General features: G+C 65.5%; 17 protein-coding genes and 1 tRNA gene. 6 read left to right on the plus strand and 12 right to left on the minus strand.

All coding sequences use genetic code 11. The annotated features are described in order from the left end of the window. Position 1: 1 nt before the first annotated feature. A complete protein-coding gene (ubiA, locus tag ELY13_RS00335; protein ID WP_126171903.1) occupies positions 2 to 907 on the minus strand; it encodes a 4-hydroxybenzoate octaprenyltransferase in 906 nt (301 codons plus the stop codon). Between the two features lie 38 nt (positions 908 to 945). Between ubiA and ELY13_RS00340 the strand changes: the two genes are divergently transcribed. Together ELY13_RS00340 and ELY13_RS00345 are read left to right on the plus strand one after the other, a co-directional pair. Further along, the gene (locus ELY13_RS00340) at positions 946 to 1,689 is read left to right on the plus strand and encodes a 16S rRNA (uracil(1498)-N(3))-methyltransferase (protein WP_126171904.1); all 744 of its coding nucleotides are present in this window, start codon (positions 946 to 948) and stop codon (positions 1,687 to 1,689) included. A 75-nt stretch (positions 1,690 to 1,764) separates the two neighbouring features. After that, entirely contained in the window at positions 1,765 to 3,138 is a 1,374-nt protein-coding gene (locus ELY13_RS00345) for a glutamate--cysteine ligase (protein ID WP_126171905.1), read from the plus strand. Between the two features lie 66 nt (positions 3,139 to 3,204). Here ELY13_RS00345 and ELY13_RS00350 read toward each other — a convergent pair whose 3' ends face one another. The 4 genes from ELY13_RS00350 to ELY13_RS00365 all read right to left on the minus strand — a co-directional run bounded on the left by ELY13_RS00350 (position 3,205) and on the right by ELY13_RS00365 (position 7,518). Beyond that, entirely contained in the window at positions 3,205 to 4,557 is a 1,353-nt protein-coding gene (locus tag ELY13_RS00350) for an outer membrane protein assembly factor BamB family protein (RefSeq protein ID WP_241233467.1), read from the minus strand. Between the two features lie 11 nt (positions 4,558 to 4,568). Then, on the minus strand, positions 4,569 to 5,363 hold the full coding sequence (locus ELY13_RS00355) for a tetratricopeptide repeat protein (RefSeq protein WP_241233468.1): 795 nt from the start codon (positions 5,361 to 5,363) through the stop codon (positions 4,569 to 4,571). 137 nt (positions 5,364 to 5,500) lie between these two features. Next, positions 5,501 to 6,658, minus strand: a complete 1,158-nt coding sequence (locus tag ELY13_RS00360) for a glycosyltransferase family 4 protein (RefSeq protein WP_126171907.1) — start codon at positions 6,656 to 6,658, stop codon at positions 5,501 to 5,503. Further along, positions 6,655 to 7,518, minus strand: coding sequence for an alpha/beta fold hydrolase (locus ELY13_RS00365; RefSeq protein ID WP_126171908.1), 864 nt, complete (start codon positions 7,516 to 7,518; stop codon positions 6,655 to 6,657). Before ELY13_RS00365 ends, ELY13_RS00360 begins: the two co-directional genes overlap by 4 nt. A gap of 237 nt (positions 7,519 to 7,755) precedes the next feature. Here ELY13_RS00365 and ELY13_RS00370 point away from each other — a divergent pair, with 237 nt between their 5' ends. Further along, complete coding sequence (locus ELY13_RS00370) at positions 7,756 to 8,670, plus strand: DUF808 domain-containing protein (RefSeq protein ID WP_126171909.1); 915 nt, start codon at positions 7,756 to 7,758, stop codon at positions 8,668 to 8,670. 303 nt (positions 8,671 to 8,973) lie between these two features. On the opposite strand, the gene ELY13_RS00375 is transcribed toward ELY13_RS00370, so the two are convergent. Together ELY13_RS00375 and yghU are read right to left on the minus strand one after the other, a co-directional pair. Further along, positions 8,974 to 9,048 (minus strand) — tRNA-Gln (locus ELY13_RS00375). A 60-nt stretch (positions 9,049 to 9,108) separates the two neighbouring features. After that, complete coding sequence (gene yghU / locus ELY13_RS00380) at positions 9,109 to 9,978, minus strand: glutathione-dependent disulfide-bond oxidoreductase (RefSeq protein ID WP_126171910.1); 870 nt, start codon at positions 9,976 to 9,978, stop codon at positions 9,109 to 9,111. 91 nt (positions 9,979 to 10,069) lie between these two features. On the opposite strand from yghU, the gene ELY13_RS00385 reads away from it, so the two are divergent. From ELY13_RS00385 to ELY13_RS00395, 3 genes are all read left to right on the plus strand, one after another. Next, positions 10,070 to 11,095 (plus strand): DNA topoisomerase IB, encoded by a 1,026-nt coding sequence (locus ELY13_RS00385; protein ID WP_206435948.1) that lies wholly within the window; start codon positions 10,070 to 10,072, stop codon positions 11,093 to 11,095. 79 nt (positions 11,096 to 11,174) lie between these two features. Further along, a complete protein-coding gene (locus tag ELY13_RS00390; RefSeq protein WP_126171911.1) occupies positions 11,175 to 11,597 on the plus strand; it encodes an EF-hand domain-containing protein in 423 nt (140 codons plus the stop codon). A gap of 142 nt (positions 11,598 to 11,739) precedes the next feature. Then, positions 11,740 to 12,738, plus strand: a complete 999-nt coding sequence (locus ELY13_RS00395) for a glutathione S-transferase family protein (protein WP_126171912.1) — start codon at positions 11,740 to 11,742, stop codon at positions 12,736 to 12,738. Here ELY13_RS00395 and ELY13_RS00400 read toward each other — a convergent pair. The 5 genes from ELY13_RS00400 to ELY13_RS00420 form a co-directional block, all read right to left on the minus strand. Next, positions 12,728 to 13,393: a retropepsin-like aspartic protease family protein gene (locus ELY13_RS00400; protein ID WP_126171913.1), complete on the minus strand. Its 666-nt coding sequence runs from the start codon at positions 13,391 to 13,393 to the stop codon at positions 12,728 to 12,730. The genes ELY13_RS00395 and ELY13_RS00400 overlap by 11 nt on opposite strands. A gap of 49 nt (positions 13,394 to 13,442) precedes the next feature. Continuing rightward, positions 13,443 to 14,426 (minus strand): L-histidine N(alpha)-methyltransferase, encoded by a 984-nt coding sequence (gene egtD / locus ELY13_RS00405; protein WP_126171914.1) that lies wholly within the window; start codon positions 14,424 to 14,426, stop codon positions 13,443 to 13,445. Next, positions 14,426 to 15,667 (minus strand): ergothioneine biosynthesis protein EgtB, encoded by a 1,242-nt coding sequence (egtB, locus tag ELY13_RS00410; RefSeq protein ID WP_126171915.1) that lies wholly within the window; start codon positions 15,665 to 15,667, stop codon positions 14,426 to 14,428. The genes egtD and egtB overlap by 1 nt, the downstream gene beginning before the upstream one ends. Before the next feature lie 103 nt (positions 15,668 to 15,770). Next, a complete protein-coding gene (locus ELY13_RS00415; protein ID WP_126171916.1) occupies positions 15,771 to 17,144 on the minus strand; it encodes a class II 3-deoxy-7-phosphoheptulonate synthase in 1,374 nt (457 codons plus the stop codon). An 84-nt stretch (positions 17,145 to 17,228) separates the two neighbouring features. Next, positions 17,229 to 20,162, minus strand: a complete 2,934-nt coding sequence (locus tag ELY13_RS00420) for a M16 family metallopeptidase (protein ID WP_126171917.1) — start codon at positions 20,160 to 20,162, stop codon at positions 17,229 to 17,231. Between the last annotated feature and the right edge of the window lie 22 nt (positions 20,163 to 20,184).

The raw sequence follows: 20,184 nt of genomic DNA on the forward strand, positions 1-20,184 counted from the left end.
GTCAGGCGTTCCCGACTACCAGGCAGGCGGCGGCGACCAGCAGCCCGGCAAGGCGGTTGGAGCGGAACCGGTCGAGCGGATTGGCCGGATCGGCGGGATCGAGGGTGAAGACCTGCCAGCCGAGGTGAATTGCCGCCGGGATCAGCGCCAGCACGGCCAGCAAGTCTCCGCGCATCAGCCAGAAGGCAAGCGCCCAGCAGCCAAGCGCCAGCGCGTAGAACGCGATTACCCCGTGCTTCACGCGGCTGCCTAGCCGCAAGGCGCTGGAACGGATGCCGACCAGTGCGTCGTCTTCCCGGTCCTGCAGCGCGTAGATCGTGTCATACCCGACGCACCAGAAGAACGCGCCCGCATACAGTGCGGCCATTACCTCAAGCCGGTCCGATCGCAAGGCGACCCAGCCGACCGGCGCTCCCCAAGTGAACACGAGCCCCAGCCATGCCTGCGGCCACCACGTAATCCGTTTCATGAACGGATAGGCGGCAACGAGGCCGAGGCTCCCCAGCGCGACGAACTGCGCCTGCCAGCGCAGTTGCAGCAGGACGATCAGGCCGACGGCGCACAGCACCAGCAGCCAGGCCCACGCAGCTTTCTTGCTCACTCGCCCGCTCGCCACCGGGCGCTGGGCCGTGCGGGCGACTTGCCGGTCAAGATCGGCATCGACGATGTCGTTGTAGACGCAGCCGGCGCCGCGCATCGCGACCGCGCCGATCAGCAGCCACAGGACAAGCTCGATCTGCAGGCCCGCTCCGGTCAGCCACACGCCCCAGGCGCAGGGCCAGAACAGCAGCCACCAGCCGATCGGCCGATCGAACCGGGCGAGCAGCGCGTAGTCGCGGATGCCTTGCGGCAGGCGGGCGATCAGCCCGCGGTGCTGGCTGTCGGGGACGATGCTATCGGCGGACATGCTTGCGTCCTAACCCGCTGCGGGCCTACTGCCTAGCCATGCCCGCCACTCCCGCCTGGCCCCCGCGCAGCGCGCCGCGCCTGTTCGTCCCCGGTCCGCTTGCCCCGGATGCCGCCGTGCCGATCGAGGGGACGCAGGCGCACTATCTGCTGAAGGTCATGCGGGCGAGCGCCGGTTTTGCCGTGGTCTTGTGCGACGACATGACCGGGGAATGGGCGGCCGAAGTGGCCGAAACCGGCAAGCGCGACCTGACGCTGCACGTCCGCGCGCAGTTGCGCGAGCGGGAACAAGTGCCCGATTTCACCCTCTGCGCCGCGCTGCTGAAAAAGGACCGGTTCGACCTGGTGCTGGAAAAGGCGACCGAACTGGGGGTCCGCCGTATTCAGCCCGTGCTGACCCGCCGCTGCGTGGCCGACAAGCTGAACCTGGACCGGGCGCGGACTCTCGTGACCGAAGCGGCCGAGCAATGCGCCCGCACGGCGCTGCCCGAACTCACCCCGCCGGTGAAGCTGGACGCGTTGCTGCGCGACTGGGAGGCATCGCGCGCCTTGTTCTTCGCCGACGAGACAGGCGGGGAACCGGCCTCCCGCTCGTTTGCCGCCCATCCCGGCCCCGCCGCGCTGCTGACCGGACCGGAAGGCGGGTTCGACGATGCGGAGCGGGAATCGATCCGCGCGCTTTCTTCCGCCCATCCGATCTCGCTTGGACCCCGAATCCTGCGCGGGGAGACGGCGACGATTGCGGGGATCGCGGTGTGGATGGCGACGGGCGGCGACTGGTGACGCGACTGGTGGCCTGACAGGGACTGGCGCACTTTGCACTGGCGCCCGGCCCCTGACTCTCCTAACGGCGCGAACATGAGCACGCGCAAGGCCTCGGGGCAAGAGGACGATCCGTTCATCGAAAGCCGCGATCAGCTGGCGGCCGTCATGCAGCGCGGCGAAAAGCCGCGAGAGGCATGGCGGATCGGCACCGAGCACGAAAAGCTCGTCTTCGCGCGGCGCGATTTCCACGCCCCCTCCTATGACGAACCCGGCGGAATCCGCGACCTGCTGCTGCAGCTGAAGGAATTCGGCTGGGAGCCGGTCGAGGAAGGCGGCAAGGTCATCGCGATGAGCGGGCAGGACGGCACCGTCAGTCTTGAGCCTGCCGGCCAGCTGGAATTGTCCGGCGCACCGCTGGAAACGCTGCACGAGACGTGCGCGGAAACCGGGCGCCACCTCGATCAGGTGAAGGCGATCGGGGAAAGCTGCGGCGTCGGCTTCCTGGGTCTGGGCATGTGGCCCGACAAGACCCGCGAAGACCTGCCGATCATGCCCAAGGGGCGCTATGGCATCATGCTGCGGCACATGCCCCGGGTCGGGACGCTTGGCCTCGACATGATGCTGCGGACCTGCACGATCCAGGTGAACCTCGATTACGCGTCCGAGGCCGACATGGCGCACAAGTTCCGCACCAGCCTCGCGCTCCAGCCGCTGGCAACTGCGCTGTTCGCCAATTCACCGTTCACCGAAGGCAAGCCGAACGGATTCCTGTCCTATCGCAGCCATATCTGGTCGGACACCGACCCGCATCGCACCGGAATGCTGCCGTTCGTGTTCGAGGACGGCTTCGGGTACGAACGCTACGTCGACTATATGCTCGACGTGCCGATGTACTTCGTCTTCCGCGACGGGAATTACATCGACGCCGCCGGGCTGAGCTTCCGCGACTTCCTCAAAGGCGAGTTGTCGGTCCTGCCGGGTGAGCTTCCGCGCGAAAGCGACTGGGTGGACCACTTGTCCACCGCGTTTCCCGAAGTGCGGCTGAAAAGCTTTCTGGAAATGCGCGGCGCCGATGGCGGTCCGTGGAACCGGATCTGCGCTCTGCCCGCCTTCTGGGTCGGCTTGCTGTACGATCAGGCCGCGCTCGATGGCGCGTGGGATCTGGTGAAGCACTGGACGATGGAAGAGCGGGAAAGCTTGCGCACCGCGGTGCCCCGCCTCGCGCTCGACGCGCCGATCCCCGGCGGCGGAACCTTGCGCGACATTGCCCGCGAGGTGCTTTCCATTGCCCGGTCCGGCTTGTCCGCCCGCGCCCGGCTGGGCGCCAGCGGAGACAACGAAACCGGCTATCTTGCCCCGCTGGAAGAGATCATCGACAGCGGCAAGGTTCCCGCGCAGCGCCTGCTCGACAAGTTCCACGGGGAATGGAACGGCGACGTCACGCGGGCTTACGAAGACAGCTTCTGAGAGTCCGCAGCCGGTGCCTGCCGGCTGCGGGATCGTCTTGGCCGAGCGACGGCTTTCGGCCGAAGATCACCGCCAGGCGGTGATCCGGCCGCTGTCGTCGAGGATGTAGAGCATCTGGTTGGCAGCCAGCGGCGGCAGAGAAACACCGGCCTTGATATCGGTGTAGGGGCTGGCCGAGCCAGTGCCGGCATCGGCAAGGTAGAGTTGGCCATCGGTGTTCGCCATCCACAGGCGGTTGCCCGCCAGCAGGGGCCCGCTCCAGAAGATCGGATCGCTCTTCTTCTTCTCGTTGCGATAGCGCGGCAGTTGGGTTTCCCAGCGGACCCGGCCGGTGTTCCGGTCAATCGCGTAGAGCTTCGCCTCATCGGTCAAGGTGAAGATCCAGTTCCCGGCAATGGTCGGGGTCGAGATCCCTGCCAGCGTCAGTTCCCACACCCGCTGTCCGGTGGTCAGGTCATACGCCGCCATGCGGCCGCCCTGGCCCAGTGCGTAAACCTTGCCGTTGTCGATGATCGGATCGGCATCGACATCGGTCAACGTGCCGACCGCCGTGGAGATGGAGGTCCGCGCCAGCGCGTCCGACCACAAGTTGCGGCCGTTCTCGTACCGGTAGGCGACCAGTTCCCCGGTGCTGTAGCCCGCAATCACCGTGCCTTGCCCCGCCGCCGGAGCGGCAACGCCAAACACGCCGGCCTGTCCGGTGGACGCGAAATCCTGCCATACGGGCGCGCCATTGGTAATGTTCAGCGCGTGGATCTGGTTGTCCTGCGTCATCACGAACACCGTGTTGAACGCGACCGTCGGCGCGCCGCGCAGCGGACCGGCGGGCGTGACTTTCCAGATCTCGCTACCCGTCTGGGCATCGAGGGCGGCAACTTCGCCCGCGCCGTTGGTGACGTAGACGCGCCCATCGAAGTAGCTTGCCCCGCCGCCGAACACCGCCGATTGAAGATCGCCCGATACATCCATCCGGTGCGTCCAGGTCACCGCTCCGGTGGCGGCATCGAAAGCATGGACCACGCCGTCGGTCCCGACCGCGAACAGCTTGCCCCCGCCGACGACGGGAGCCGCGGCGAGGCGGCGCTTCTTGCTGGTGCCGGCGATCTGCGCGCTCCACACCTGCGAAGGTGCGGAGGACAGCGCAACGTGTCCCGGGTTCTTGGCCGCGTTGCCGCCAGCCTGTGCCCATTCTTCGTTCAGCTGGGCGGCCGGAAGCGTCACGGCGACGTTCGCCAGCGCCGGGTCCACCGTCACTTTGGTGGCGATGTGCGACAGGATCGGCGTCCGCTCGCCCACCGTAGGGGTCTGCGGCTTGTCCTTCTTGCCCAGCCCCGCGCAACCGGAAGCGGTCAGCGCGGCCAGCATCACGGGAAGGAGCAAGCGGCGCGCCACGCGCCGGTTACGGGAAGCTGGTATCATCGAACGGTCCATTACTGTGCGGCTGCGGCCCCGGGAACGGCCGCACCGTCTTCGTTGCGCAACTCGCGCAGGGTTTCATCGACATCCTCGACCGCATCGTAGCCGAGCACGCCCGCCAGCTGGCGAGTGCGCGAACGCAGCGACTGGGGCAGCTCATCGTCCCGCGCAATTTCCACCAGCAGCGGTCCGGCAAGTTCTTCCTTGCCTTGCTGCAGGTATGCCAGCGCAACGAGTTCGCCCGCGCTGCCGAACCATGGATTGCCCGGGGTGGCGAGCGGCTTGAGCCGTTCGATCACTTGTTCCGGCTCAAGCGTGTCGTAGCTGGCCGAGACCGCGCGGATGGTCGCGATGTTGCGGAACGCTTCGGGTGCATCGTCATCGGCCGCGACCGATTCGAACAATTGGACCGCCTCGTCCCGGTTGTCCTGACCCAGCAGGACACCGGCGCGCAGCATCGTCGCCGCGGCCTGCGCTCCGGGGGAACCGTCCTCCGCCACCGGCTCCAGCCGCTCAAGCGCGGCCTGGCCGTTGCCGGCCTGGAGCTGGTCCATCGCCAGCACCAGCTGTTCCGAACTGGCTTCCAGTTCTGCGTTCTGGTGGGACCGCCACCACAGCCACCCGCCGAACGCCAGCAGGGCCAGGACCACCACCGCGATGATGATGATGCCGTACCGCTTGGCAGCGTGGGCGTAGTGATCCTGGCGGACGGCGTCGTCCACCTCGCGCAGGAGCATGTCCTGCTCGGCCGCGTTGCGCTGGGCCAGCTTTTCGGTGCGGGTCTGGGAAGACGTGGGTGTCAGGGCCACTCGGGCGCTTTCTCGATAGGGGCTGATGCGGGCGGCTGTTTAGCGTATGGCCCGGTCAATTCAATCCGTCTTGGGTTCAACGTGAGCAAGTGAAGCCTGCCACGTGAACGCGCAGTGAAGGACCGGCCGCGGTGCGCCTATCCCGCCGGGCCCGCCTTGCGCCGATTCATCACGCCCCAGTAGAGCGCCTTGTAGCGGGCAATCATCCGGGATTCGTCGTAGTGTTCGCGCGCTTTTGCCCGGTTGGCTTCCCCGACCCGCTGGCGCAGCGCAGAATCCACCGAAAGCCGGGTCGCGGCATCCGTCAGCGCGGCTTCATCCCCGGCAGGCACGATGAACGGCGCGTTCTCCTCGGCCACGAAGTCCGCGATATCGCCGCGGGCGGGCGCGACGATCGGCAATCCGGCTGCCATTGCCTGCAGCACGGATACCGGCGCTTGCCCGCTGTCTGACGTGACCGCGAAAATATCCAGCAAGCCCAGCGTCCGCTCCGGCTCGGCAGGGCCGGGAAGGTGGACCCGGTGCTCCACTTCCAGCCGCTCGGCCTCCGCCAGGATCGCGGACCTGGCCGATCCTTCGCCAAAGGCGACGCCGTTCCATTCCTCCGGCAGCGCGGCGGTCAGGCGGACCAGCGCGGGGATGTTGGCCGAGGGTTTCAGCGGTCCGTGCGTGCCGATCCAGAACTCGTCCTTGTGCTTGACCAGCATCGGCAGCGTGTCGCGGCGCGGTTTCTTGCCGAACGCGGCCACCGGCACCCCGGGCGCGATCCGCTGCACGCGGCTGCGCGGCTGCTGCCAGACGTCGAGCGCAATCCGCTCCAGATCGTGCGAAGGGACGACCAGCGCAGCCGTGCGCCCCAGCGCGATCCGGCGATAGATGTTGCGCCGCCGCTTCAGCCGCCGGGCCTCGTCCTCATCGAAGCCGTCTTCATGGTGGATCAGCGGGGAAAGCTGGAACACGTCGGCAAACAGGGTGTGCGCCATCGCCGCGTCCATCGCGCCCCACCCATACGTGCACACGAGATCGTAACGCTGCATCGCGGCGGCCAGGCTCTTCAGCCGGGCGGGAGCGGGCCAGCCCGTCAGCCGCGGGAACGGAGGAAAGTCCGCGTTCGCCAGCGCGGTCAGCCGCTCATCCTCTGCCGGGTCTCCGCGCTCTGCCACCACGACGGCGTGCCGGGCTGCGTTCCCGAAGGCGCGGATCAGCCGGACGGTGCGCCGGTAGGCGTCACTGTCCAGCGAGGAATGGACGTGGAGAATGCGCGGGAGACCCGGCAGTTGTACGCGTTTGCTCATGCCACTTTCGCCAGTAATCGCGCGATTGCCGTCTGTGCCTCCGGCTCCTCCAGCGTCGGCACGTGGCCGGTCGCCGGGATCGTGACGACCTCCGCCTCGGGAAGTTCACGGCCCATCCGCGCAAGCGTTTCGGCCGAAAGGATGTCGGACAGCTCGCCCCGCATGACCAGCACCGGGCGCCCGGCGAGGAAGCGATAGGCCGCCCACATGTCGCCCGGAGCCTCCGCGCCGGTCAGCGCGAAAGGTTCCGCGATCTTCATGTCGTAATCGAACGCGATGCGCCCGTTTCCGCCGACGCACATCAGCCGCTTGGACAAGCGCAGCCAGTCGGAAATCTCATACCCGGGATAGGCCGCGCCCGCTTGTTCGCGCAAGGCGCGCGCGGCGTGCATCCATGTGGGGAAGCTGCCGCCCTGCCCCACATGCTCCCGCACGCGGCGCAGTCCCGCCGATTCGACCTGCGGACCGATATCGTTCAGCGCCACGCCGGCAAAACGGTCAGGCGCCCTTTGCGCCAGCAGCATCGCGACGATCCCGCCAAGCGAGGTGCCGATCGCGACCACCGGCCCCAGTTCGGCCTGCTCGAACAACGCTTCAAGGTCGGCAACGTAGTGTTCCGGGCTGTAGCTTGACGGATCGCGGGCATAATCGCTTTGCCCCCGCCCCCGCAGATCGGGAGCGATCACGCGCCATTCCCCGCCGAATGCCTCGGCCACCGGCTCGAAGTCGCGCGCGTTGCGCGTAAGGCCAGGGATGCACAGGATCGGCGGACGGTCGTCGCGTCCCGCGTAATCCCGGTAGTGCAGCGTCAGCCCGTCCGCGCTGGTCCACTCGCCTTTACTGAACGCGCTGTCGCTCATTTGATCCGGTGCAAAGCCTCGTCCAGCGCCTGTCAGGCGCCCTGCCAGCGGACCTAATGCCAGATGCGCGCCGAACCGCAAGCTGGCGTTTGTCGACCAGCCGGTTTCGCATGGAAGCACGATAGTGAGGTCGCGATGTCGGCCTGGGCCGGCGCTTGGACGATAATAGATGAACTGACCTGCTGGACGCGACCAGCCCATTCAGTAGGGAGCGGCAATCGAACTCAGGAGTTTCAGATGGCCGGCGGCTTGGTTGCATTACTGGATGACGTGGCAGCGATCGCCCGCCTTGCGGCGGCTTCGGCAGATGATGTCGCTGCTGCGGCCGGCAAGGCTGGCGCCAAAACTGCCGGAGTCGTGATCGACGACGCGGCGGTAACCCCCGGCTATGTCGTCGGTTTACCGCCGGAGCGGGAGCTGCCGATCATCGCGAAGATCGCGGTCGGCTCGCTCCGCAACAAGCTGCTTTTCATTCTGCCCGTGGCTCTTCTGCTGAGTGCCTTCGCGCCCTGGGCGCTGACGCCGATCCTGATGCTGGGCGGCCTGTATCTCAGTTTTGAAGGTGCGGAGAAGATCATCAAGTCGCTGAAGGGCAAGTCGAACATCAAGGAAGTCGCACAGATCAGCGACCCGGCCGAACTGGAAGCACGTCAGGTCAGCAGTGCGATCCGCACAGACTTCATCCTGTCTGCCGAGATCATGGTCATCACGCTCAATGAACTGACGGGTAGCGGCATCGTGGAGCAAGCCAGCGCCTTGGCGCTGGTGGGCCTGGCCGTCACGATAGCGGTTTATGGCGTGGTCGGCGTCATCGTGAAGATGGATGACGTCGGGCTGCACATGGTGGGGAGAGGCGGATCGAGCGCAGCGGTGGGCCGCGCCGTGGTCCAGTCCATGCCTGTGCTGCTCAAGGTACTGACGCTGGTCGGGACGGCTGCCATGCTCTGGGTCGGCGGCGGCATTCTGATCCACGGCCTTGCTGTCTTTGGTCTGCACGGCCCCGAAGAGGCGATTCACCGCGCCGCCGCTGCGATCGGCGGCGGTGCGACCTGGGAGTGGCTCGTGACGGCCATATGCTCCGGGATAGCCGGTTTTGTGGCAGGTTCGATCATTGCCGGGTTGCTCCACCTGAAGCCGGGAGCAAAACACTGAGGGCGGCTCGGCTGTCTTAGGCTGGCAGGTAGGTTCAGATCGCGGTCCCGGCGCGGGAACGTCTCGCCGCCGAACCGATCGCCCCCGGGCCAACAGGCCGCTTGCCGATCGAGAAGCGACCAGTTCAAGCCATTCCATTCGTCGCCTGACGAGCAACGTCTGCTTCTCCCCTCCCCTACGCAGAGCGGTAAAGCATCTTGCCCCAAGCCGCCACACAAGAGGGCGCGAAACTGCCCGCATCCCTGCCCTGCAAAGGCGCTCTTCGAGCATCCGGGCGGTTACGAATAGTGATGAAGAAGGAACTGGCTGGGGTGGCAGGATTCGAACCTGCGCATGCCGGTACCAAAAACCGGTGCCTTACCGCTTGGCTACACCCCAGCAGTGCGCTGTGCGACGCAGGGGCGCCCTTAACCGGGCACTCCCCTGCGTGCAAGGCATTCAAACGTCGGCGCGTTTGCGGACCGGGTTGAACAGGTCCTTTTCCTGGACTTTCTCGAAATCCGCCGCGGAATGCCGTTCCGGCATCGCCTTCGTGTTCACCAGGCGGCCGCGGATCACGCCGGGGCGCGCGTCGATTTCCCTTACCCAGCGTCCGACGTTCTCATATTCCTGCAGGGACAGGAACTTGTCCGATCCGTTGTAGGCGCCGTGGTAGAGATTGCCGAGCCAGGTGTAGGCAGCAATATCGGCGATGGTGTAGTCATCCCCGGCCAAAAACCGGGTCTTGCCGAGTTGCATGTCGGCGACCGAGTACAATCGCTTCGTTTCCATCGAGTAGCGATCGATCGGGTACTTGTACCGTTCCGGCGCGTAGACGTAGAAGTGACCGAACCCGCCGCCGATCGAAGGCGCGCTGCCCATCTGCCACATCAGCCAGCTGAGCGTTTCGGCGCGGGCTTGATTCTCCTTTGGCAGCAGGTAATCGAACTTTTCCGCCAGATGGATCAGGATCGCTCCGCTTTCGAAGACGCGGAACGGTTTGTCGCCCGAACGGTCCAGCAGCGCAGGAATCTTGGAATTGGGATTGAGATCCACGAAGCCGGACCCGAACTGGTCGCCTTCGAAGATCTTGATCATCCACGCGTCGTATTCCGCGTCCGAATAACCGGCTTCAAGCAGTTCCTCAAACAGGATCGTCGCCTTCACCCCATTCGGCGTACCGAGCGAGTAGAGCTGAAAGGGATGATCCCCCACGGGCAAATCGTGCTGCTGGCGTGCGCCGGCGGTCGGGCGGTTGATGCCGGCGAACTGCCCGCCGTTTTCCGGATCGAAATCCCAGACTTCGGGCGGGGTGTAGACATCGGACATCGGCGCTCTCCTTCGCAAGGGTAACAAGATTGCCGGTTTCATGACTGCTCGACGCAGGAACCGCAAGCACTCGCGACCGTTCAGCGGGCCCATGATCAAGTCCTCCAGCCTCGTGTTCGTTCATGATCACGACCCGGGCATCACCCGTAAAAAGTCCGGCAAGGGTTGGGTCTATTACGACGCCCAAGGCGCGAGGATCAAGGACGCGGACGAGGTCGCCCGGCTGAACGCGGTCGCCTTGCCGCCGGCCTACACCGGCGCCTGGTACTGCCCCGATCCCAATGGCCACCTGCTTGCCACCGGGATCGACGACCGGGGGCGCAAGCAATACCGCTATCATCCTGAATTCCGCATTCTGAAGGAATGCGAGAAGTTCGATGCATGCGTCGAATTCGGCAAGCGCCTGCCGAGGATCCGCAAGCGGGTGGAGCAGGACCTCGCCTCCCGCAAGCTTACCCGTGAAAGGGCCATCGCCAACGTGGTCCGCTTGCTGGATCTCGGCGCCATTCGCATCGGGAATGAAAGCTACGCACGGAAGAACAAGAGCTTCGGCGCGACCACGCTGCGGCGGCGGCATGTCAGCATTTCCGGCAAGACGCTGAGCCTGCGGTTCAAGGCGAAATCGGGCAAGCTGCGCGAGGTCGCAATCACCGATCAGCGGCTGATCCACTTCGTTCGCAAGATGGAGGACCTGCCCGGACAGCACTTGTTCCAATACATCGGCGACGATGGCGAAGTGCATCCGATCGGCTCCAGCGAGGTCAACGCCTACCTGGGCGAGACGATGGGGGAGCATTTCACGGCCAAGAACTTCCGCACCTGGCACGCCAGCGCGCTGGCCTTCTGTATCCTGGCGGAGGCGGATGAGCCGGTCACGATCAAGGCCCTGATGGAGGAAGTAAGCGCCCATCTTGGCAACACGCCCGCGATTGCCCGCAAAAGCTATGTCCATCCATCCGTGGTCGGACTGGTGCAGGGGCAGGAGGAGTGGCGCGCCGCCCTGAAACTGCCGCGCAAGACAAAGTGGCTCAGCCGCGAAGAGCGTGGTCTGATCCGACTGTTGGAGACATGCCCATGCGCTGAAGAACTGTTGGGGGATAGCGGTTCGGGAACTTAGCCGCAGTTCGCCTATTGGACTGTGGAACGCGTTGGTTTTTCCAACGTTGACTGATCTCAGGATGCGACAGGAGGAATTCTTGAAACTACTATTGACCGCCACTGCAGCCGCAAGTGCCTTGCTTCTCTCGGCGTGCGGATCCGAACCCGAAGTCGCCGAAACGGAAGTCGTTGAACCGGTAGCTCCGGCCGTGACGCCCGTCGGGGCGACGGCGTGGGATACCGATAACGACGGCATGTTCAATCAGACCGAATACACCGCCTGGCGCGAACGCGGCATGACCGAGTGGGACACGGACGCTGATGGCCAGCTGAACGAGAACGAATTCAACACCGGCTGGACGAACGCCGGCTTCCAGAACGGCGCGGGCCTGTTCGGCGATTGGGACGATAACACCGATGGTTTCGTCGATTCCAATGAGTGGTTCAGCGACGACGAATGGAGCACCTGGGACGCCAACAACAGCGGCATCCTTGAGCGCGAAGAATTCGGCTACTACTGATGAACGAAGGGCGGCGCCGCGGCGTCGCCCTTTACCCCGGCCTTCCGGCTGGCCAGCTTCCAACAATCCGCGTGGCCCAGTGACGGCCTGACAGCCTTGGGGGAAGCCTCAGGGCTTCGTTGCGCATAGGGAGATGCTCGACATGGCCGGACTGGTTGACGGCAAGTGGGTCGATACCCTCCCCGCTGCCGAGGAAATCGGCCCCGACGGACGCTTCCGCCGGATCGACAGTGCCTTCCACGGCACGATCTCCCCCGATTCCTCCTCCGAGTTTCCTGCCGAGCCGGGGCGTTACCACTTGTGGGTGGCGTATGTCTGCCCTTGGGCCTCGCGCGCGCTGGCAGTCCGGGCGTTGAAAGGGCTGGAGGACGTCATCTCCGTCTCCGCCGCAAGGCCGGGCCAGCCGCCCGAAGGCTGGGTGTTCGATGAAGGCCCCGATGGCCCGTCAGATGGATCATCCGATACTGCTGGCGATAGCGGCTATCCGCTGTACCGGCTCTACGTAGAAAACAACCCCGGCTACACCGGCAAGGTTACCGTCCCCACATTGTGGGACAAGCAGCAGCGGAAAATCGTCAACAACGAATCCGCCGAGATCATCCGCATCCTGAACACCGCGTTCGACGGGATTACCGGAAACCGGCTGGACCTCTACCCGGAACCGTTGCGGCCTGAGATCGACCGCTGGAACGAGCGGATTTACCCGGCGGTCAACAACGGGGTCTACCGTGCCGGGTTCGCCACGACACAAGACGCGTACGACGAAGCGGTGCACGGCCTGTTCGCGATGCTGGACCGGATAGAGGCGCACCTCACATCCAGCCGCTATCTTGCCGGGGGATACTGCACCGAAGCCGATTGGCGGCTGTTCACCACCCTGGTGCGGTTCGACGTGGCTTATTACGGCGCCTTCAAGTGCAACATCCGGCGCATTGCGGATTACCCTGCGCTTTCGAACTACTTGCGGGAATTGTACCAGTGGCCGGGGATCGCCGGCACGGTGAAGTTCGACCAGATCAAGTCCGGCTACTACGCGCTGGCGGACAAGCATCGGATTGTAGCCGCAGGACCGGAGATCGACTTGTCGCTTCCCCACGACCGGGAAAGGCTGCCCGGCAAGGGAATCTTCTTCAGGACGTGACTGCCTGCGGATCGTGCGGGACCAGGATCAGCACGTTGTTTTCCACGCGCCACGATGCGAGGCGGGACAACAGGTTCATTCCCAGCACGTTCGTAGGGCCAAGGCCCGGCGCGATGATTGCGTCCAGCCCGTGCGCGGTAACGTTGCCGAACCGCAGGTCGTCGATCGTGGCAAGTTCCGCGCTGACGGGCCCGTTGGCCGTCTGCATCCGGATCGGGAGGCCCGCGCGGCGCGGCTCCACCCCTGCCTGAAACGCAGTTTCGTTGGAGATTGCAGTCAGCGTTGCGCCGGTATCGACTAGGAAATTGGCCGGGTGCCCGTTCACTTCCGCCTGAAGCCAGAAATGGCCGTCCCGGGCCAGCGGCACGCGGGTTTCGTCCCCTTCCACCACTTGTTCCGGCAAGCCGAGGGCGGGCACCGCCATGTCGAAGCGCGGGTCCATTCGGGAAAGCTGCAAGACCACCAACACCAGAATGCCCATCAGCCCGAGCGTGCTCGTCGTTCGCATCAATCGGCCAAGGGACGGTATTTGTCGCAGCACGAACGAGCCGAGCATGCCAAGCAGCATCGCGGCGACCGCTGCCATCAGCAGGGTCGATTGCGGCACTGCGGCCACGCTCTGGCCTAGCTGATCCCAAACCGGGGAGAAATCCATGGCGGCTATATAGTCCCCCGACGGCTGCTTTGCGATGACCGCGCGCGACTTAAGGTGCGGTCCGGGGGGTGCTCGCTTCTGCGAGGATCAGGGAAAACCGTCCCGCGCGGTCCGTCCAGCGCTGGCGTGGAGTCCAGCCCCCCGCCAGCAGCAGAAGGAAACTGCTGCGCAAATCGAACTTGTGGCTGTTTTCCGTGTGGATCGATTCGCCCGCATCCATCGTGAAACGCTGGTCCGAAACCGTGAAGGACACTGGCTCACGGGCGACGAGGTGCATTTCGATCCGGGCATGGATATCGTTCCAGCGCGCTTCGTGCCGGAACGCTTCCAGCGGAACGGTCCCGCCAAGCTCCCGGTTGATCCGGTGAATGAGGTTGAAGTTGAATTCGGCGGTGACGCCTTGCGCGTCATCATACGCGGCTTCCAGCACCGCGACATCCTTGATCAGGTCCATCCCGATCAGCAGCATCGCGTCGCTGCCCAGCGTCTGCCGCATGGAGCGCAGCAAGTCGATCGCCGTGCGGGCGACCATGTTGCCGATGGTCGATCCCGGGAAGAACCCCAGCTTGGGCACGCCGGCCACGGCTTGCGGCAATTCGACCGGCTTCATGAAGTCGGCCTCCAGCGGGTGAACCGGCAAGCCGGGAAACTTGCAGGCAAGATCCGCGGCGGACGCACGCAGGAAATCGCCCGAGATATCCAGCGGAACATAAGCCGCAGGAGCGATCGCCTGCAGCAGCAGCGGGGTCTTGGTAGAGGAGCCTGAGCCGAATTCGACCACTGCCCGCCCCTGCCCGATCAGGGCGGAAAGCTCCTCCCCCCGCTCGTCCAGGATCTCCGTCTCGGCACGGGTGGGGTAGTATTCGGGCAGGTCGGTGATCTGTTCGAACAGCTCCGATCCCTGTTCGTCATAGAACCAGCGCGCTGGCACGGCCTTCTGCGGCTGGGCCAGACCGGCGAGCACGTCAGCCCGAAAGGCGCGGTCCACGCCGTCTTCGTCCCGGTCGACCAGCGCAATTCCTTCCCGCACCATCACAGATCCTTCGCCAGCCGCAGGCCGGTGAATTGCCAGCGCTGGTGGGGGTAGAAGAAATTGCGGTAGCTGGCGCGCGAATGGCCGCGCATCGTGGCGCAGCTCGCCCCGCGCAGCACGCACTGGCCGGACATGAACTTCCCGTTGTATTCCCCCACCGCGCCTTCAGGCGGGCTGTAGCGGGGGTACGGCAAATAGGCCGAGCGAGTGAATTGCCAGCAATCGCCGAACACATCGCTTCCGCCGACCGGCATGAGATCGCTTTCCTCGTCGAGCTGGTTGCCTTCTTCGGGATCATGGCTTCGGGCAATGACTTCCCACTCGAATTCGGTCGGCAGCCGCGCCCCGGCCCACGTGGCGAAGGCATCGGCCTCATAGTACGAGATGTGGCACACCGGCTCATGATCCACGCGGGTTTCCCACCCGGAGTGGCTGAATTGTTCGCCTTCCCGCCAATACAGGGGGGCTTCGACCCCATCCTGCTGCACCCAGGCCCAGCCATCGGAAAGCCACAGTGAAGGGTCCCGGTAGCCTCCGTCGGCGATGAAATCGCCCCACTCCCGGTTGGTCATCAGCGTGTCCGCCAGCGCGAAGGGTTCCAGCAGGACGCGGTGTTCGGGGCCTTCGTTGTCGAACGCGAAACCTTCACCGGAATGGCCGACTTTCGCAATTCCGCCGGGGTAAGTCAGCCAGCCGCGCTCCTTGGGCGGGCAGCCCATCCCGCGGCACGTCGGTTTCGCCCACATCGCCGGCCCGAGTGGGTTCTGGAACAGCGCGTGCTTGATGTCGGTCAGCAGCAATTCGCAATGCTGCTGCTCATGCGCGAGGCCGAGCGCGATCAGGTCGGCGTGATCGGGATCGTCCAGCAGCGGCTCCATCGCGGCATCGACATGGGCCCGCCAGTCCAGGATCTCGGCCAGCGTGGGCCGTGACAGCATGCCGCGGCGGCTTCGGGCCAGCCGCGCCCCCTCGGCTTCGTAATAGGAATTGAACAGGAAGGGCCAGTCTTCACGATACAGCGAATAGCCCGCCTTGTGATCGCGCAGCAGGAAGGTCTCGAAAAACCAGGTGGTGTGCGCCAGGTGCCACTTCGCCGGTGAGGCATCCTCCATCGACTGGAGGGTGGCGTCGGCTTCGGAAAGCGGCGCAACAAGCGATACGGTCAGGCGCCGGGTATCGGCGTACTGGCGGGCTAGTGGCGATGCGCCGGTCGCGCGCTGCCGGGCCTGGGCTTTGGGCAAGGTCACCTCCTCGCGCCCTTCCCTGAAGCGGAAGGGGCGCGAGAAGAAACGTTCGGCAGTCCCGGTTTATCCCCGGAACCTGACAAATATCAGTCGCACCCGATCAGGCGGCGTTCTTCTGCCGCCCGTTCGCCTCAAGGTTCAGCATCTCGGCCAGCAGGAAGGCGAGCTCCAGCGACTGCGCAGCGTTGAGCCGGGGATCGCAATGCGTGTGGTACCGGTCCGCCAGCGCTTCATCGGTGATCGCCACCGCACCGCCGACGCATTCGGTTACGTCCTGCCCGGTCATTTCGATGTGAATGCCGCCCGCGTGGGTTCCTTCCGCACGGTGCACCGCAAAGAAGCCGCGCACCTCGTTCAGGATCCGGTCGAACGGACGAGTCTTGTAGCCGCTTTCCGACTTCACGACGTTGCCGTGCATCGGATCGCATGACCAGACGACCGGGTGCCCTTCCCGCTTCACCGCCCGGACCAGCCGCGGCAGGCCGGCTTCGACCTTGTCGTGGCCGAAGCGGCTGATCAGCGTGATCCGCCCGGGCTCGCGTCCCGGATTGAGCGTGTCGAGCAGGCGCAGCAGGGCGTCGGGCTCAAGGCTCGGCCCGCATTTCATCCCCAGCGGGTTGCCGAGGCCGCGGAGGAATTCAATGTGCGCGCTGCCATCGAAGCGGGTGCGGTCGCCCACCCAAAGGAAGTGGGCGCTGGTATCGTACCAGTCACCGGTCAGGGAATCCTGCCGGGTCAGCGCCTGTTCGTAAGGCAGCAGCAGCGCTTCGTGGCTGGTGTAGAAGTTGGTGGTCTTCAGCTGCGGCACGGTGGACGGATCAATCCCGCACGCCTGCATGAAGTCGAGCGACTCGCCAATCCGGTCGGCCACGTCCTTGAACTTGTCGGCCCATGGGCTGCGGCCCATGAAATCGAGCGTCCACTGGTGGACTTGCCGCAGGTTCGCATAGCCGCCGCTGGCGAACGCGCGCAGCAGGTTCAGCGTTGCAGCCGACTGGCTGTATGCGCGGATCATCCGCATGGGATCGTTGGTCCGCGATCCTTCCGCGAAGTCGATCCCGTTGACGATATCGCCAAGGTAGCTTGGCAACGTGGTGCTGCCTTGCGTTTCCGTGGGCGCGCTGCGCGGCTTGGCAAACTGGCCCGCCATGCGGCCCAGCTTGATCACCGGCTGCTTGCTGGCGAAGGTCAGCACGACCGCCATCTGCAGCAGCACGCGGAAGGTATCGCGAATGTTGTTCGGGTGGAACTCGGCGAAGCTTTCCGCGCAATCGCCGCCCTGCAGCAGAAAACCGCGGCCGGCGGACACTTCCGCCAGCTGTGCCTTCAGCTCCCGCGCTTCACCCGCGAACACCAGCGGCGGGAACGAGGTGAGGGTCGCCTCGGCCTCGCTCAGCGTCGCTGCGTCCTCGTACTGCGGCAGGTGCCTGGCTTCGCAAGTCTTCCAGCTCTCAACCGTCCAGTTCTGTGCCACGTCGAATTCCAACAACCAATTGCCAATTCATGAGAAGTCGGGGCCTCTACGCCCGCCCCGCAGCCAATGCAAAGGTTACATCCGTTAACGCTTTGCCGCCGCTTGGGGGGCATTCTCCGGCAGTATCGCGAGGTGGAACCCGGGATGCGAGCCGAGGTACTTCGCGGCCAGCGCCTGCATCTCCTGCGGGGTCGTCTGCGTGTAGTCCCGCATCAGGCTTGGCAGCATCGTTACCCGGTTGGGGTCGATCGTCGCCCCGTCGAGCTGGTTCATCCAGTACGTGTGCCCGGTCGCCAGGCGGCTGATCAGCTGCTTGAACGGTTCGGTCACTCGAGCCAGTTCGTCTTCCGTCGGTCCGTTGGCGGCAAGATCGGCGGCAATCGCTTCCGCTTGCTTGAAGAACGCGGGCACTGCCGCGGGGGGCAGCTGCGCGACCGCCATGATCGATCCGCCGGTATCAACATCCAGCGGCCAGTTGGAGGCGACTTGCGGCGCATAGCTGGCGCCGGCTTGTTCCCGCATCGCGTCCAGCAGACGATTGGCGAACACCTGGCTCAGGACCTCCAGCTTGCGGGATTCGGGCAGGTTCTGCGACCCGCCGCCGGTCGGCCAGGCCATGACAGCGGCGGCCTGATCCGCCTCACCCTGGTGAGTGATGACCACGGGATCCCGGTTCGGCTCGGGCGACATCATGCCGCGCGCTAGGGCGGAGGCCGGGATCGGATCGCGCGGGGAAAGCGCGCCGAAGGTGCGCGACAAGGCGGCGACCGTCGCTTCGCGATCAATATCGCCGAAGACGGTTACTTCCAGCGGCCCCTGCTTCAGCAGCGGCTCCCACACTTCGCGAAAACCCTCGGCCGTGACGGCCTGCAGGTCATCGGGCCCGGGGGTCTGGTAGCGCGGGTCCCGGTCGCGCAGCAGCCATTGCAGGTCGCGCGACAGGATGCCGTTGGGACTGGCGCCGAACGTGCCATACGACATCAGCGCCGCCGCCTTCGCCCGTTCGACCGGGGCTGCGTCCCAGCGGGGCATCGCCAGCTTGGCCGCGAACAGGTAAAGCTGGTCGGCCACGTCCTCGGGCCGGGTGCGGCCGGTGAGGGTGAAGGCGCCGTCCTCGACCTGGAAATCGAACCCCAGCTTGCGCCCGGAGGCGAGCTGGTCGAGATCGTTCTGCCCCACCGGGCCAAAGCCCTGGCTGGCAAGTGCGGCCTGGCCAAGCTGGATGTACGGGGCCTCGGTATCCGAAAAGCCGCGGAAACCGCTGCCGAACCGGACTCGCACCGTGGCCCTGCCCGGTTCGTTGTCCGTCTTCCACACCAGCGCCTTCACCCCGTTGGCGAAGGTCAGCTGCTCGACGCCCAACACGCCCAGCGGCGTGCGCTGAGCGGGGGGTGCAGCCTCGCCGATGGGCGGCAGTTGATCAAAGGTCAGCGCGGCGTTCTGCTGGCGGACGTCGGTGCTCGCCGCGACCGGAGCCTGCATCGCCTGGGTCACTTGCGCCGCAGTTGCCTCGCCTTCGTTCGGCGTCAGCAGCAGCGTACGGATCACGGTGCCGGAAAACAGGCGCTTGGTGTGAGCGAAGACTTCATTCGGGGTGAAGCGCCCGCGCATTTCGCGGAACACCTGCAGGATCGTCTCGGGCGCAGCCACGGCTTCACGAATATCGACCGCGTTGACGATATCGTCCGCCAGCCGCGCACCCGCCTGGATCGCCTGCTGCTCAACGTTATTGGCGAACACGACGTCGAACTCGGCCAGCTGCCGGTCGATCTCCTCCTGACTTGGCGGCTTGGCGAGCGCATCGGCAATCACGCCGCGCACGTCCTTCAGCGCCGATTCCCAGTCATCGGTCAGCGGCGTGACGGCGACGTAGGTCGCATCGGCCGAGCGGCTGATCTTGTTCCCCTCCACCCCAGCGAAAAGATAGCTGGCGCCGTTCCGCGCCTGGTTTTCCAGCCGCCGGTTGACGATCGCCTCGGCCACGGCATCGATCAGCAAGCCGCGGTTGTATTCCAGGTTGTCATCCACTTGCGCCCACGGGCGCAGGATCGCATAGGTGACCCCGCGCGGCAGGCTCGGTTCCACCACCACTGCGCTGCGGCCTACCGGGTTCGCGGGATCGGCGCCCGGCGGCGCCTTGGGGGCCCCGAAGTCCGGCTCCGGCGTACGCTTGCCCTCGCCCTTCCAGTCGGCGAAGTACTTTTCGACCAGCGCGGCCAGCACCTGCGGATCGGCATCGCCCGCGGCGACGATCACGGTGTTTTCGGGCCGGTACCAGCGGTCATGAAAGGCGCGCACGGCCTTTGCGGTGGCGTTCTGCAGCGTCTCGACGTCCCCGATCGGAGACCGGTCGGCGAGGCGCTGCCCCTCATAGAACAATTCGCGCGAGGCTTCGGAAACGCGCGCGCCGGGCCCGGCGCTTTCCCGCCGTTCGGCCAGGACGATCGGCACGTCCAGCGCAAGATTGCCCGTGCTCAGCGCCGGTTCGCGGACCATGCCGGACAGAAGCTTGACGCTTTCTTCCAGCGCCTCCGGCCGGGCGTTCGGCAAATCGAGCTTGTAGACCGTGTGCGTCGGGCTCGTCTCGGCATTGGTGTCGCTGCCGAAGCTCGCGCCCAGCCTTTGCCAGACCGGAATTGCCTGCCCGTTCTCCAGGTACTTCGATTCCCGGAAGGTCAGATGCTCGATCAAATGAGCAAAGCCGCGCTCGGTATCCCTTTCGTGCAGCGACCCGGCATCGACGCGGATGCGGATCGAGACCTGGCCCGGCGGTACTTCGGCGTGGCGCACGGCGTAACGCAAGCCGTTGGGCATCTCCCCGAACAGCCATTCCCGATCCACGGGGATATCCGTCCCGCGATAGATCCAGGGATCGTTCGGCTGGAGATAGCGGGCCGCAGACAGCGGGATCGCGACCGGGGCGGTGGAGGCTGGCGGCGCCGGCTGGGCCTGCAGCGGCAGCGGAGCTATCAGGACAAGCGGAGCCAGAGCGCGGGCAATGCGCGAATATCGGTTCATGCCGTCTCATAAACCGACATGC

Origin of the sequence: Altericroceibacterium xinjiangense, assembly GCF_003958635.1 — a bacterium.
Lineage (GTDB): Bacteria > Pseudomonadota > Alphaproteobacteria > Sphingomonadales > Sphingomonadaceae > Altericroceibacterium_A > Altericroceibacterium_A xinjiangense.

What these genes read in the sequence shown, in the direction of transcription:
- ubiA (WP_126171903.1), bottom strand. Translation starts at nt 907, where the DNA reads ATGTCCGCCGATAGCATCGTCCCCGACAGCCAGCACCGCGGGCTGATC.
- ELY13_RS00340 (WP_126171904.1), top strand. Translation starts at nt 946, where the DNA reads ATGCCCGCCACTCCCGCCTGGCCCCCGCGCAGCGCGCCGCGCCTGTTC.
- ELY13_RS00345 (WP_126171905.1), top strand. Translation starts at nt 1,765, where the DNA reads ATGAGCACGCGCAAGGCCTCGGGGCAAGAGGACGATCCGTTCATCGAA.
- ELY13_RS00350 (WP_241233467.1), bottom strand. Translation starts at nt 4,557, where the DNA reads ATGATACCAGCTTCCCGTAACCGGCGCGTGGCGCGCCGCTTGCTCCTT.
- ELY13_RS00360 (WP_126171907.1), bottom strand. Translation starts at nt 6,658, where the DNA reads ATGAGCAAACGCGTACAACTGCCGGGTCTCCCGCGCATTCTCCACGTC.
- ELY13_RS00365 (WP_126171908.1), bottom strand. Translation starts at nt 7,518, where the DNA reads ATGAGCGACAGCGCGTTCAGTAAAGGCGAGTGGACCAGCGCGGACGGG.
- ELY13_RS00370 (WP_126171909.1), top strand. Translation starts at nt 7,756, where the DNA reads ATGGCCGGCGGCTTGGTTGCATTACTGGATGACGTGGCAGCGATCGCC.
- yghU (WP_126171910.1), bottom strand. Translation starts at nt 9,978, where the DNA reads ATGTCCGATGTCTACACCCCGCCCGAAGTCTGGGATTTCGATCCGGAA.
- ELY13_RS00385 (WP_206435948.1), top strand. Translation starts at nt 10,070, where the DNA reads ATGATCAAGTCCTCCAGCCTCGTGTTCGTTCATGATCACGACCCGGGC.
- ELY13_RS00395 (WP_126171912.1), top strand. Translation starts at nt 11,740, where the DNA reads ATGGCCGGACTGGTTGACGGCAAGTGGGTCGATACCCTCCCCGCTGCC.
- ELY13_RS00400 (WP_126171913.1), bottom strand. Translation starts at nt 13,393, where the DNA reads ATGGATTTCTCCCCGGTTTGGGATCAGCTAGGCCAGAGCGTGGCCGCA.
- egtD (WP_126171914.1), bottom strand. Translation starts at nt 14,426, where the DNA reads ATGGTGCGGGAAGGAATTGCGCTGGTCGACCGGGACGAAGACGGCGTG.
- ELY13_RS00420 (WP_126171917.1), bottom strand. Translation starts at nt 20,162, where the DNA reads ATGAACCGATATTCGCGCATTGCCCGCGCTCTGGCTCCGCTTGTCCTG.